Source organism: Eudoraea adriatica DSM 19308 (assembly GCF_000382125.1).
Taxonomy (GTDB): Bacteria; Bacteroidota; Bacteroidia; order Flavobacteriales; family Flavobacteriaceae; genus Eudoraea; species Eudoraea adriatica.
Map to the genome: position 1 here is coordinate 498,191 of NZ_KB907549.1, position 13,944 is coordinate 512,134.

A 13,944-nucleotide genomic window follows, 5' to 3' on the forward strand; every position below is an offset into this window, starting at 1 on the left:
ATTATTTTAGCTTAATTTATTATTAAGCTGACTTAGTTTTATCTGAGTAAGAACCTTTTTTGTGTAAAGTGGAAAATCCGCATTCAGGATCCATCCAAAATATCCCGGCTCCTGATCCAGGACCTGCAGCACTTTTTTGCCCTTGTGCTTCCCAAAGGAAAAAATTTCCTCATCGTCTTCATCAAAACTGATAAAGCCGGCAAAATCGGCAAATTTTCTATGTGTAGAGAATTCTGCCAGTTTCTTTACATTATTTTCCAATTCCGGATAACGATCTAACTGGGAGAGTAGCACTTCATATGTAGCAATGGTGTCTGCTTCAGCACTATGGGCATCCGCTAAATCCTTATCACAATAAAATTTGTAGGCAGCTTCCAGGGTTCGTTTTTCCATCTTATGAAAGATGGTCTGCACATCTACAGATGACATGTTTTTTAAATCAAAATCAATCTCTGCACGAAGCATTTCTTCTGCCAGAAGCGGAATATCAAAGCGGTCCGAATTAAAGCCGGCCAGATCGCAGTCTTTTATTATGCTGTAAATTTCTTTGGCCAGCTCCTTAAAGGTAGGCTCATTGGCTACTTTTTCATTAGAAATGCCATGAACTGCAATTACCTCATCGGGAATGGTCATTTCAGGATTAACCAGCCAGGTCCTGCCTTCTTTATTGCCATTAGGATAAACTTTCAGGATAGAAATTTCAACAATGCGGTCTTTGGCCACATTGGTCCCCGTGGTTTCCAAATCGAAAAAACAGATGGGCTTGCTGAGTTTTAGTTCCATTTGTGAGGTTTTAGGCAAAGATAGTTTATAAAACAGAGTTGAATCGTACTTAAATAGTTGGGATTTGTACAATTTTAGCTAAATGAGCGCAAATCAGGATATTTTCCTGAAGAATTAAAAAATTACTTCTACTTCTAAATCTCCCTATCCACATCCCAGGCTTCAAGATAGTCCGCAACCGTTTTAACGAACATACCACCCAATGCGCCGTTTACAACCCGGTGATCATAACTGTGTGAAAGAAACATCTTGCTTCGGATCCCAATAAAATCCCCTTCCTCAGTTTCTATAACAGCAGGCATTTTACGAATAGCCCCAAGTGCTAATATTGCAACCTGTGGCTGGTTTATGATAGGCGTTCCGAAAACACTTCCAAAAGAACCTACGTTGGTCACTGTATAGGTACCATCTTTTATTTCATCTGGTTTTAGTGCATTGTTTCTTGCCCTGTTCGCGAGGTCATTGACTACTTTGGCCATTCCAACCAAATTCAGCTGATCTGCATTTTTTATTACCGGTACTATCAGATTTCCATCGGGCAATGCCGCAGCCATTCCAATATTGATATTCTTTTTCCTTATCACGGTATCCCCTTCAACTGAAATGTTAACCATTGGATATTTTTTTAGGGCCTTGGCAACGGCCTCCATAAAAATTGGGGTAAAGGTTAATTTTTCGCCTTCACTTTTCTGGAATTCATCCTTAACCTTATTTCTCCATGCAACTACATTGGTAACATCTACTTCAATAAAACTCTGAACGTGAGCCGAAGTTGAGATACTCTCTATCATATGATGCGCAATGAGTTTACCCATTCTGGTCATTGGTATTAACTCATCTTCACCATTAGACTGCACCCTTGTAACCTGATGTGGCTCTGACCGAACAGTGGTTTGCTTTATTGCAGGTTCGGTTTCCTTAACCATGGTTACCGGGGGTTTTGAAACCGGAGTAATTTCAGGCTTGTCTTTATTAACATAGGCCAGGATGTCATTTTTGGTAACCCTGCCCTCTTTTCCAGTACCCTCTATTGCATCTAGTTCCTCCCTGGTTATGCCTTCTTCTCTGGCAATATTTTTAACAAGGGGCGAATAGAACCTGGTAGTATCCGCTATACTTTGCGTGGCACTACCAACAAGTTCCTGAACATTTGCAACGTTTTCTTCTAAAACTGAAGCCTCCTGTGGAAGAACTTCCGTAATTTCCTCTTTTTGTTCTGAATCAGCAATGTCCGCAACATCAGATCCGCCTTCCATTTCTATTACAGCTACAGTCTGTCCGACTTTTATAACATCGTCTATTTCAAAAAGCTTTTCCAGCAACACTCCCTCAACTTCGCTGGGCACCTCAGAATCTACCTTATCCGTAGCAATTTCAAAAACCGCCTCATCCATTTCTATAGCATCGCCAACCTCCTTTAACCAGGCTGTTAAGGTTGCTTCAGCAACACTCTCACCCATTTGCGGCAATTTCAATTCAAACTTTGCCATATTATTATTTAAAGTGCTTTTTTGATTAAATATTTTGCAAAAATACTAAAAAAACGTCCTTATTTTTAAATTTATTGTATCAATTATCTTTACGTAGCCTTTAAGGAACCTTCAAATGGAATTCTGTTAAGTATGCTTCTGCCCAGTGTAACTTCATCTGCATATTCCAATTCATCGCCTACCGAAATACCTCTCGCAATCGTAGATATTTTTACATCATAAGGTTTTAATTGCTTATAGATATAAAAATTGGTGGTATCGCCTTCCATGGTAGAGCTCAGGGCAAATATCAGTTCCTTTATCCTATCCTGACTAACTTTTGTGATCAGAGAGGAAATAGTTAAATCCTGTGGACCAACGCCCTCCATCGGGGATATTTTGCCCCCAAGCACATGGTATAACCCCATATATTGACCCGTGTTTTCAATGGCCATGACATCCCGAATATCCTCAACTACACATACCACATCCTGCTCCCTTTTTGGATTTGCACAAATTTGACAAAGTTCAACATCCGAGATATTATGGCAATTTGAGCAAAATTTAATTTCCCCTCTGAGCGCCTGAAGCGAACGGGATAAATCTGAAGTTTGTTCCTCCGGCTGGTTTAAAAGGTGAAGTACTAACCGCAAAGCAGTTCGTTTACCAATTCCCGGCAACTGAGACATATGGTATACTGCATTTTCCAAGAGTTTAGATGAAAATTCCATAAAGGCAAAATTACATAATGTTTTAAGTTTTTGTACTTTGCGCTAGTAATTTATTTTTATGACAGCATCGCATATTCTGCTCCTTATTGGCGGTTATTTCTTCTTGCTATTGCTTATCTCCTACTTCACCGGAAAAAACGATTCCAATGCTGATTTTTTTAAGGCAGGAAAGCAATCACCCTGGTATTTGGTAGCATTTGGTATGATTGGTGCATCCTTATCCGGGGTTACTTTTATATCCGTGCCCGGCTGGGTAGAAAGCTCCCAATTCAGCTATATGCAGGTTGTTTTTGGGTATTTAGTGGGTTATTTTGTTGTTGCCTTTATACTTTTGCCAATCTATTATCGCTCAAATGTAACCTCCATTTACGAATACCTAAAGGAGCGTTTTGGAAACGTTAGTTATAAAATAGGGGCTTTGTCTTTCTTTGTCTCCAGGGTGTTGGGAGCCTCGTTCCGTCTTTTTCTGGTAGCCATTGTGCTGCAACAGTTTGTATTTGACGCCTGGAATGTTCCATTTGAAGTTACTGTGGTTTTATCTATCCTTTTAATTTGGATATATACTTTTCGGGGGGGGATTAAAACTATCGTTTGGACAGACACTTTGCAAACCCTGTTTATGTTATTATCTGTAGGCCTGTCTATCTACTTTATCAATGCAAAATTAGGCTGGAGCTTTACGGAGTATATTAATTCTGAGGAATTAAAGGAGTACAGCCAGGTATTATTTACAGATGATTTTTTTGCAAAAAACCACTTTATAAAATCCTTTCTGGGGGGCATGTTCATTACTATTTGTATGACAGGACTGGATCAGGATATGATGCAGAAGAATTTAACCTGCAAGAATTTAAAAGATGCTCAGAAGAATATGGTTTCCTTCAGCCTTATCCTTATTGTGGTAAATTTTGTTTTTCTGCTTTTGGGTGCATTGCTTTTTATTTTCGCGGCTAAATTTGATATCGCAACACCGCTAATGGATGGGGAACCCAAATCTGATCTCCTATTTCCTGAGATTGCATTAAACAGCGGTTTGGGTATAACCGTAGCCGTAACTTTTATGCTTGGGCTTATTGCGGCAGCCTACAGTAGCGCAGATAGTGCTCTTACTTCCCTGACCACTTCGTTTTGTGTAGATTTTCTGGGAATTGAAAAGAAACCGGCCAACCTTCAAAAAACAATAAGAAAAAAAACCCATGTCTGGATGAGTGTGCTCCTGATCCTAATGGTTATACTATTCAAATATGTTTTAGACAGGAATGTTATTGACGGCCTTTTAACGGTTGCAACCTTCACCTATGGCCCTTTGTTGGGCCTGTTTGCATTTGGAATCTTTACGCCTTATAAGATAAAAGACAACTACGTTTGGATTGTAGCAGGTGCTGCGGTTCTAATGGCAATTGGGATTTCGAATATTCCCCCTGTTTACCTGGGAGGATATGCCGTAGGTTATGAACTGTTGCCTGTTAACGGATTATTTACTTTTTTTGGATTATATCTGATAAGAAAAAAACACGATTAGTGCTTTTCAATGATTGTTGCTTTTAGAAGCTCAAGGTCTTCAAGAAAAAAATAAATGCCTTTGCCCTATTATTTAATATTGATCTGTGGCTAATAACACTAAAGTACATGCCTCCTCCACCATGATTTCACTTTTTCGAAGGAGTGTATAGAATTCCGGGTTTTCGGTCCCGGGATTAAAAATCACCCTTTGCGGTTTAAGCTCAATGATTTGTTCGTAATACTCCTTTTGCCGTATGGCATTAAGATATAAGGTAATGGTATGAATGTTCTGAATTTTATTAAGATCTGTACCTATCTGTACATCTGCAACAGTACCCCCCCTGAGACCAAAAGCAGTAGTTTCAATTTTTTTTGACCGCAATTTATTTATGGCCAGATTACTGTAGCGATTCGGATTTAGGGAAGCCCCAAAAACAAGAGTAGTTTTCATAAAATAATTCCTGTTGCGTTAAAGTGTGTTAATGACTGTAACTTTTCAAATTATTATTCGTCTTTAAATAGTAACTCAAAGAATTAATTCGTTGTTGGTGCTATATTTTTATAGTTAATGGTTAGTGTTTAATATAGCTCATCAACGAAAGAAACCCCGACAATTTGGTCGGGGTTTTATTATTTCATTACAATAGGCCCATTGAAGGTATCCATTACCCTTAAAAAAGTTAATATATTACTTGAATTTATTCAAATCAGATTCAAAAAAGGCTTAAAATAAAAACCAGTATTTGAGGCATGAATATATGTTAAAATCTTTATTCATGGTAACATTACCCATCTATTGTCGTCATGTATGTATCATCAATCAATCACAATCACAAAGTTCATGATCAAAAAAGTTCTAATCTACATCCTTCTATTAGGTGCGGTATACCCGGCAAAAGCGGAAATATCTGATCCCGATATTGTATTTGGAAGCATTAGCGGAAGGGTAGTGGACAATATCCAGAATAAACCCGTTGCATACGCAGCAATAGTTATAAAGCGGACTTCAGACAACACCACAATTACCGGTGGAATCACGGATAAAGACGGTATTTTTCAAATAAAAAAATTACCGGAAGGATCTTTTATTGTAGAGGTTCAATTTATAGGCTTCAAATCGTTTATAAAGCAGATTACATTGTCTAAAGACAACCGCAATCCGGATTTAGGGATTATTTCCCTTGAAGAAGAAGCTGAAGAACTTGCAGGGGTCGAAATTGTGGCAGAGCGAACGACTATAGAACAACGTATAGATCGCAAAGTGGTAAATGTAGGCAAAGACCTTACCACGGCCGGGGCCACCGCTTCTGATATAATGAATAATATTCCCTCAATTAACGTAGATCAGCAAACCGGACAACTCAGCATGAGGGGGAACTCAAATGTAAGGGTTATGGTAGATGGCAAACTTACCAATGTGCCCGTTGCACAATTATTAAGACAAATACCGTCAACTTCCATAAAGTCTATTGAATTAATTACTAATCCTTCGGCCAAATATAATCCTGATGGGATGAGTGGCATCATAAATATCATCCTTCACAAAAACTCAAATAATGGTTTTAACGGGAATCTGAATACTGGTCTAACCGTAGGTCAGGAAGCAAAGTTCAACAGTTCAATCGATCTTAATTATAGAAATGGCAAGGTAAATGTGTATGGAAATTTCGGAAACAATATCGGCAAATATGTAAACGATGGATACATATTCAGAATAGACGAGAATTCTGAACAATTGTTTGATATTATAGATAACAGGAAATCTAATCTATTTAAAGTTGGAATGGATTTTTATCTCAATGATAAAAACACCATTTCATTTTTCACAAACCAGAATTACTTTGATGGTAAAACTAACGGACAGACGCAGGTTACCTATTTTGATGATCCACCGCTGAATACAAATCAAATATTCATAAATAAGAGTGATAATCACAGCCAGCAGTACAATTTTGACTATAAACTTGACTTTAATAAAGAAGGGCATAACATTGAACTGGAAGTAGATTACAATAAGTTTACTGATGAAGAAAATGCCCAATTTAAATCGACCGGAAATACATTATTCCCCGATTATCAGGATTTTGTAGATACCAAAAGGGATCAAACTCTTGTAAACCTGGACTATGTAAATCCTTTGGATTCCATATCCAAACTTGAAGTTGGTCTGGAAGCAAGAATTTTTGAAACCAATGTGGATTATTCCTCAACCGGACTTTCATATTCACCCGATGGAAGTATAATTCCAACTCCGGATACCGATTTTGTTTATGGCATGGACATTTACTCAGCCTATGCCAGTTTCGGACAGAATTATGATAAATGGGGGTACAAGGTTGGACTGCGTGTTGAAGACGTTGAGGTTAAAGCCGATACCAACCAGGTAAGGTCCTTTACGGATAAGTATACTGAATTATATCCTTCCGGTTTTGTCACCTATAGTCCAACAGATAAAAATCAGTTTCAATTTAGTTTTAGCAGGAGGGTAGACCGTCCGGGACTTACACAGGTGAATCCTATTCGAGAGTGGTCTACTCCTTTATTATCTTCATTTGGAAACCCAACACTTGTTCCTCAATTTACATTTTCTTATGAAATAAATTATACCAGACGCCTGAAGAATGGAAGCATAACATCAGGGATATTTTACAGGAATATTAAAGATGAAATTAACAGGGCTATTTTTGTAGACAGATTAGACCTGAACAAACTTATATTAACCTTTGACAATTTCGATGACACTTCCGCATATGGTATTGAGGTGTCAAGTAATTATAAACTGACTAAATGGTGGAGTTTTAATGCCAGTTTTGACCTGTATTCGCAAACCCAGCGGGGAATTACCGAGAGCTTACAAAGTGATAATAATTCCGCAACAATAGATGACATTGTTACCGAGGAAATTGAAGTGGAAAATACGGCCTGGAATTTTAGAATGAATAATAGTTTCAAGGCTGCCAAAAATTTAACTTTTCAACTATTTGGATTCTACAGAGGACAAAACAGGACCATACAGTTTGATGTAGAGCCCATGTATTTTGTGAATCTGGGTGCTCGTTACAATTTTGCCCAGGGCAAGGGTACTTTGAGTGTTAATTTCAATGACGTTTTTAATACAATGCGATTTGCAGCCAGCGGGGATAGGCCTTTTGCCCAGGTAGCCGAATTTAATTGGGAGAGCCAAACGGTCTTTGCAGGAATTTCATATCGCTTTGGAAGTGGAAAAAACAAAGCGGCTAAACGAAAAAGAAGAGATAGTAATACCAAGCAAGGGGGGGGTGGTATTTTATAAATATTAATTGATAAAATATTCGGAGTATTGGTTGGTTATCTCATGTAATATTTGTCAATTAAAAAACCCCCTGCTAATTAGCCGGGGGTTTTAGATTCAGGAAGATTATTTAAATATTCCCGTAGGCAACCCATCCAGGCTTTTAACATTCTTAAGACCCATATATTCGTTCAGGCCGTCCTTCCCTTTATTTTCTGCCCAGATATTGAGCGTATTTCGCTCCCCTTTATAATCCATAAGTGGAACACCGAACCCGCAAGAAGTCTGGACGAGCTTTATTTTCATATCAATTAATTGCCTGCTGCCGGCAATTTCAGGAAACTGATCAATATGTTCTTTCCAGAAGGAATCTCGCTCGTGGAATACCCTGGCCTCGCCATACAGGCGTAAAATCATAGGTTTCCCCTCAAATGCACAAAACATAATCGTCATTCTATTATTGTATTGCAGATGTGCGGCCGTTTCATTACCACTGCCTGTTAGGTTTAACCAAAGAATATTTGTGTCATTAATAATTCTGAAAGAATCCATTCCTTTCGGAGAGAGATTAATGGATCCGTCTTTCATGGCAGTTGCCACAAAAAAAAGTTTTTGCTTAGCTATAAAATCTATTTGTTTTGAATCCAGACTTTCAGAACGTTTTCCCATCTGTATTTGGTTTAAGTGTTACCATCGTATTATAGCACTTCCCCACGTAAATCCGCTCCCAAATGCCGCCAAGACTACCAGGTCTCCTTCCTTTATTTTTCCCAGTTCCCATGCTTCGGTGAGGGCTATGGGTATTGAAGCAGCAGTAGTATTTCCGTATTTCATGATATTATTGTAAACCTGGTCATCCCGCAACCCAAACTTTTTCTGAACAAACTGTGAAATTCGCAAATTGGCCTGGTGGGGGATTAGCAGGTCAATGTCTGCAGGCCCAAGGTTATTTGCCTTTAATCCTTCCATTATTACCTCGCTAAAACGAACAACAGCATTTTTAAAAACGAATTGTCCGTTCATATAAGGGTAGTAGGATTCATCATTTGGGTCGTTGTCTTCCAGTATATCCAGGACCCATCTCTTACCCATCCCGGGAGCAATTAAGGAAAGTTCTTCGGCATGGGCACCTTCCGAATGCAAATGGGTAGACAAAATTCCCTTCGTATTATCTTCCTCTCTGCTAAGCACAACAGCACCGGCACCATCGCCAAATATTACGGATACTCCCCTACCCCTTGTGGTCATATCAAGGCCTGCAGAATGTAATTCTGATCCTATAACCAGCACGTTCCTGTACATACCACTCTTTATATACTGATCCGCCAGTGATATTCCATAAACAAAACCCGAACATTGATTTCTTATATCTATTGCTCCAACAGTCTTTATTCCAAGATCTCTTTGTACCAATACGCCAGGTCCGGGGAAGTAATAATCCGGGCTCAAGGTTGCAAACACTATAAAATCTATTTCGTCCTTATCCAGTCCGGCCCTTTCAATTGCTATTCTGGCCGCCTTAACGCCCATAGTAGAAGTTGTGTCCTCACCTTTTATCACGTGTCTCCGTTCCTTAATACCCGTCCTCTCCTGAATCCATTCGTCATTGGTATCCATGATTTTAGAGAGATCATCATTAGTTACCACATTATCGGGTACAAAATACCCCAGTCCACTAATTTTTGAATTATACATTACCTGGTTTGTGAGTTAGTTAGTCTGAAAAAGAATTGCCTTAACTTCCGGAAAATGTCGGATCAGGAAATTTATTTCCAAAATCTAAGATAATTAAAAAATAATTGATGATTTAAGAAGGCTTGCTGACTAGTTTAAGTAATTTCTATATGAGTTTACTTCAACATTTGCTTTGAGATCATGTAAGAGATTAAACAAGCCAAAAAAGGTTCTGTTAATATACAAAAAATGCTTAGACCCCCTGTTTCCATTCATTTTTCGTATATGCTCGTCTTTAGAATACCGTTCTCCGAGTGCAGCAATTTTTGACCAAAATTCCTCATTCCCAAAATCAAAGAATTCGTCATGGAAAGGAGTTGTAAAAAGACCAAGCATTTCCTTGAATAAGGCTTTAAAAAATTTAACTTCTATTGCTGAATCTGATGGTGAAAGTATTTCTAACTCATATAACTTTTCCATGAAAATGGTATCATTTTCAATATTCTCCTTTATTGCAAGTTCGAAATACGGCACATAAAACTCATCGGGGACCTCCTTTATACAACCAAAGTCAATGGCTACCAGTGTTTCCTGTTTACTAACCAGGAAATTTCCGGGATGCGGATCTGCATGAACCTTTCTGAGCCCGTGTAACTGGAACATATAAAAATCCCATAGGGCCTGACCTAACTTATTTCCCAATTCTGAACTAAAACTTTGCCTGGTGAATTCACTTAAATGCCTCCCATGCATCCAGTCCATGGTAAGTATTCGTTCACTGGATAATTCCTGGTAATACTTTGGAAATTCCAGGTTCGGGATTATTCGACAAGCTTTTGTTATTTCTTCACTTTGAATAAATTCAAGGCTATAGTCGGTTTCTTCTAGAAGTTTAAGTTCTACCTCTTTAAAATATTTATCCGAATCTTTTCCCTGAAGATTAAACATGCGTATTGCTATGGGCTTAACAATTGCCAAATCGCTGCTTATACTCTCCGCTACGCCGGGATATTGTATTTTAACCGCCAATTCCTTTCCATTTTTTGTTGCTTTGTGCACCTGCCCTATACTTGCAGCATTTATGGAGTTACGTTCAAAGGAATCAAAGACTTCTTCGGGGAATTTGTTCAAATACCTTTTAAAAGTTTTACGAACCAAAGGAGCGGAAAGGGGAGGCACAGAAAATTGTGCCAAAGAAAATTTTTCTACATATGCTGATGGAAGCAAATTCTTCTCCATGCTGAGCATTTGGGCTACTTTGAGTGCACTGCCCTTTAATGATTTGAGACCATTGTAGATATCAGAAGCATTGTCCTCATTCAACTCCTCTTTGTCGTGCTCCGGGTTGACCAGTTTTTTGCCATAATACTTGACATAATTGCCACCTACTTTAACCCCGGTCGTTACAAGCTTACCTGCCCTCTCAATTTTACCCGTGGGAATTTTATCTAGAGTTTTCATTTAATTACAGTTAGGTTGATTAAGAAAAGTTTTCTTTGTAAAGAAATTTTCCAAAATCAATGATACTATCCAGAGGCGTATTATCAAATACATCAAAAATGGTTTTGACTGATTTTTCTATTGCTATATCTGTCTTTTCAAAATCTGCTGAGGTATCCTCCATCCAGAATTTAAGGATAAACAAAAACTGAACCCAGGCACCTTCTGAAAATAATCCCGGATTGTGTTGCGTAATTTTGGAGCTTTTTTCGCTATTATCATCTTCAATCAATTCTTTTGCGAAATTTTTGATTCCGTTGCGCATTCCCTTCAGTTGCTCCAGATTCTTTAAAGGATTTTTATCTTCATTTAATGCAAAAAGAACATAGCTCCGGTTTAGCTTAAGCATTTCAAAGAAAGTAAAGAAGAAAGTGAGCATCTTATCCTGGCTGGAAAATTCATGATACTCCTTATTTTTAGATACTAATTTCATCGTATTCTCCAGAAATAAATCCCAAATAGCCTTTTGAATTCCGCCGACAGAACCAAAAAGTTTATAAAATTCTTCCTCTTTTATTTTGTTTTCCCTACAAAATTTAAAAACAGATTTAGGAACGGTTTCATTTTCCAGCACAAAATTCATGTAAGCAGATATGATATTCTCTTTAGTAGGCTTTTTTGCAGCAGCTTTAGCAGTCATAATATATTGTATTTATGTTTATTTTATTTATTTATTTTTTGAACATTATCTTAGTCTAGAGGCAAGGTAGATCCTTACAAAAAAAGTGTGCTTTCCCTTGAAAGCACACTTTTAAACAACCTAACCAATTAATAAACAATCTGATTACAAAATCAAAAAACTTTTTCATAGCAATTGTTTTCCGCAATCACAATTCAAAGATACACAATGTTTAACTATATAATATAATTATTAAACATAAAATTTGTTAAAGTTTTGTCCGGGATATTTTACTGAAAGCTAAAGTGTCAGTTTGTCACCTATATACAATATGGTACTTTTTTTGACATAGGTAAGTAGTAATTTTTAAAACAATCAAATATGGCTACTGGTAAGATTAATGTTTCAGTTGAAAACATTTTCCCATTAATTAAAAAATTCCTTTACAGCGATCACGAGATATTTTTACGCGAGTTAATTTCAAATGCGACGGATGCCACTCTTAAATTAAAACACCTTACCTCAATTGGTGAGGCCAAGGTTGAATATGGAAATCCAATGATTGAAGTAAAGATAGATAAGAAGGGTAAAAAACTTCATATCATTGATGAGGGTATTGGAATGAGTGAAGAAGAAGTTAAAAAGTATATTAATGATATTGCCTTTTCTGGAGCTGAAGAATTTCTTGACAAGTACAAGGATGCAGACAAAGACTCTGGCATAATCGGACATTTTGGCCTGGGCTTTTATTCTTCCTTCATGGTTGCAGACAAGGTGGAGATTATCACAAAAAGTTACAGGGATGAACCCGCAGTGCATTGGAGCTGTGATGGATCACCTAAATTCAATTTGAAAAAATCTGACAGAAAAGAGCGCGGTACAGAAATAATTTTGAGTATCGCAGAGGATTCAACCGAATTTTTGGAGGAGAACAGGATAACTGAATTATTGCGTAAGTACAATAAATTTATGCCTATTCCAATTAAATTTGGAACAAAGACAGAGACACTTCCTAAGCCTGAAGGCGCCAAAGAAGAAGATCCGGCCCAGACACAGGAAGTAGATAATATAATAAATAATCCAAACCCTGCATGGACAAAAAAACCTGCAGATCTTAAAGACGAGGATTATAAGAATTTTTACCGGGAATTGTATCCAATGCAATTTGAAGAACCATTATTCCATATTCATTTAAATGTGGATTACCCTTTCAATCTTACAGGTATACTTTATTTCCCCAAACTAACAAATGATCTGAGTATTCAGAAGGACAGAATTCAGCTTTATCAGAACCAGGTGTTTGTAACCGATAATGTTGAAGGAATAGTTCCTGAATTTTTAACGATGCTGAGAGGTGTAATTGATTCTCCGGATATTCCCCTCAATGTTTCCAGGTCATACCTGCAGGCAGATGGTGCAGTTAAAAAGATATCCTCATACATTACAAGAAAAGTTGCAGATAAACTAACTTCTTTGTTCAAAAATAATCGTGAGGATTTTGAGAAAAAATGGAATGACATCAAGATAGTCATTGAATACGGAATGTTGTCCGAAGAAAAATTCTTTGAAAAAGCGGACAAATTTGCGTTGTATCCCACGGTTGATGGCACTTATTTCACATTTGAAGAGTTGAAAGAAAAGATTAAAGCCCTTCAAACAGATAAAGACGATAAATTAGTGGTGCTTTATGCTTCGGATAAAGAGGCCCAGCATAGTTATATTGATGCAGCCAAGGCTAAAGGCTTTGAAGTGTTGCTTCTGGATTCCCCTATAATATCGCATTTGATGCAAAAATTAGAGACTTCAAATGAAAAATTGTCTTTTGCCAGAGTAGATGCCGATCACCTGGATAATCTGATCAAAAAAGAAGATACTCAAATAAGTAAATTATCTGATGAAGAGAAGGAAAAACTAAAAGCTAATATTGAGAGTGTTACCACAGATAAAGGTTATACTATTCAATTGGAAGCCATGGACAGCAATGCTTCTCCTTTTATTATTACGGAACCAGAGTTTATGAGACGTATGAAGGAAATGCAACAGACCGGTGGCGGGGGTATGTTTGGCATGGGCAATATGCCCGAAATGTATAATTTAATAGTAAACATAAACCATCCGCTGGTAACTGAGATTCTCGGCACAAAGACTGCTAAGAAAAGAGATCGTCTTATAAATCAGTCCCTTGACCTTGCCAGGTTGTCAAAAGGCCTGCTTAAGGGAGAAGAGCTTACCAGGTTTATAAGCCGAAGTTACGAGATGATTAAATAAACCATTTATAAGTCCATGTAGAGGCCCAAGAAATTCATGTTCAATGAATGCTTCACGGGTGTGCTTAAATTATCTGCCGGATAATCCATAGTACCCCGTGAAGTTTTTTATTTTAACTTTATTCTT

11 protein-coding genes are annotated in these 13,944 nt (G+C 37.6%); 3 read left to right on the plus strand and 8 right to left on the minus strand.

Annotation, left to right across the window (positions count from 1 at the left end; translation table 11 throughout):
• Positions 1-6: 6 nt before the first annotated feature.
• The 3 genes from G504_RS0111810 to recR form a co-directional block, all read right to left on the minus strand.
• Positions 7-783: a 3'-5' exonuclease gene (locus tag G504_RS0111810; RefSeq protein ID WP_019670392.1), complete on the minus strand. Its 777-nt coding sequence runs from the start codon at positions 781-783 to the stop codon at positions 7-9.
• A 134-nt stretch (positions 784-917) separates the two neighbouring features.
• Positions 918-2,273, minus strand: a complete 1,356-nt coding sequence (locus G504_RS0111815; protein ID WP_019670393.1) for a dihydrolipoamide acetyltransferase family protein — start codon at positions 2,271-2,273, stop codon at positions 918-920.
• An 89-nt stretch (positions 2,274-2,362) separates the two neighbouring features.
• Positions 2,363-2,983 (minus strand): recombination mediator RecR, encoded by a 621-nt coding sequence (recR, locus tag G504_RS0111820; protein ID WP_019670394.1) that lies wholly within the window; start codon positions 2,981-2,983, stop codon positions 2,363-2,365.
• Between the two features lie 58 nt (positions 2,984-3,041).
• Between recR and G504_RS0111825 the strand changes: the two genes are divergently transcribed.
• Complete coding sequence (locus G504_RS0111825; protein WP_019670395.1) at positions 3,042-4,505, plus strand: sodium:solute symporter; 1,464 nt, start codon at positions 3,042-3,044, stop codon at positions 4,503-4,505.
• A gap of 72 nt (positions 4,506-4,577) precedes the next feature.
• Here the strand turns inward: G504_RS0111825 and G504_RS0111830 are convergent, their stop codons facing one another.
• Positions 4,578-4,937 carry a CoA-binding protein gene (locus G504_RS0111830; protein WP_019670396.1) on the minus strand — a complete coding sequence of 120 codons (360 nt, stop codon included), beginning with the start codon at positions 4,935-4,937 and terminating at the stop codon, positions 4,578-4,580.
• Positions 4,938-5,327: 390 nt separating this feature from the next.
• On the opposite strand from G504_RS0111830, the gene G504_RS0111835 reads away from it, so the two are divergent.
• A complete protein-coding gene (locus G504_RS0111835) occupies positions 5,328-7,778 on the plus strand; it encodes a TonB-dependent receptor domain-containing protein (protein WP_026348541.1) in 2,451 nt (816 codons plus the stop codon).
• 105 nt (positions 7,779-7,883) lie between these two features.
• Here the strand turns inward: G504_RS0111835 and G504_RS0111840 are convergent, their stop codons facing one another.
• From G504_RS0111840 to G504_RS0111855, 4 genes are all read right to left on the minus strand, one after another.
• On the minus strand, positions 7,884-8,426 hold the full coding sequence (locus G504_RS0111840; RefSeq protein WP_019670398.1) for a pyridoxamine 5'-phosphate oxidase family protein: 543 nt from the start codon (positions 8,424-8,426) through the stop codon (positions 7,884-7,886).
• 18 nt (positions 8,427-8,444) lie between these two features.
• Entirely contained in the window at positions 8,445-9,452 is a 1,008-nt protein-coding gene (locus G504_RS0111845) for a 3-oxoacyl-ACP synthase III family protein (protein ID WP_019670399.1), read from the minus strand.
• 129 nt (positions 9,453-9,581) lie between these two features.
• On the minus strand, positions 9,582-10,892 hold the full coding sequence (locus G504_RS0111850; RefSeq protein WP_019670400.1) for an ABC1 kinase family protein: 1,311 nt from the start codon (positions 10,890-10,892) through the stop codon (positions 9,582-9,584).
• Positions 10,893-10,911: 19 nt separating this feature from the next.
• Positions 10,912-11,571, minus strand: coding sequence for a TetR family transcriptional regulator C-terminal domain-containing protein (locus G504_RS0111855; protein WP_019670401.1), 660 nt, complete (start codon positions 11,569-11,571; stop codon positions 10,912-10,914).
• A 360-nt stretch (positions 11,572-11,931) separates the two neighbouring features.
• Between G504_RS0111855 and htpG the strand changes: the two genes are divergently transcribed.
• Complete coding sequence (gene htpG / locus G504_RS0111860; protein WP_019670402.1) at positions 11,932-13,818, plus strand: molecular chaperone HtpG; 1,887 nt, start codon at positions 11,932-11,934, stop codon at positions 13,816-13,818.
• The last annotated feature ends 126 nt before the right edge of the window (positions 13,819-13,944 follow it).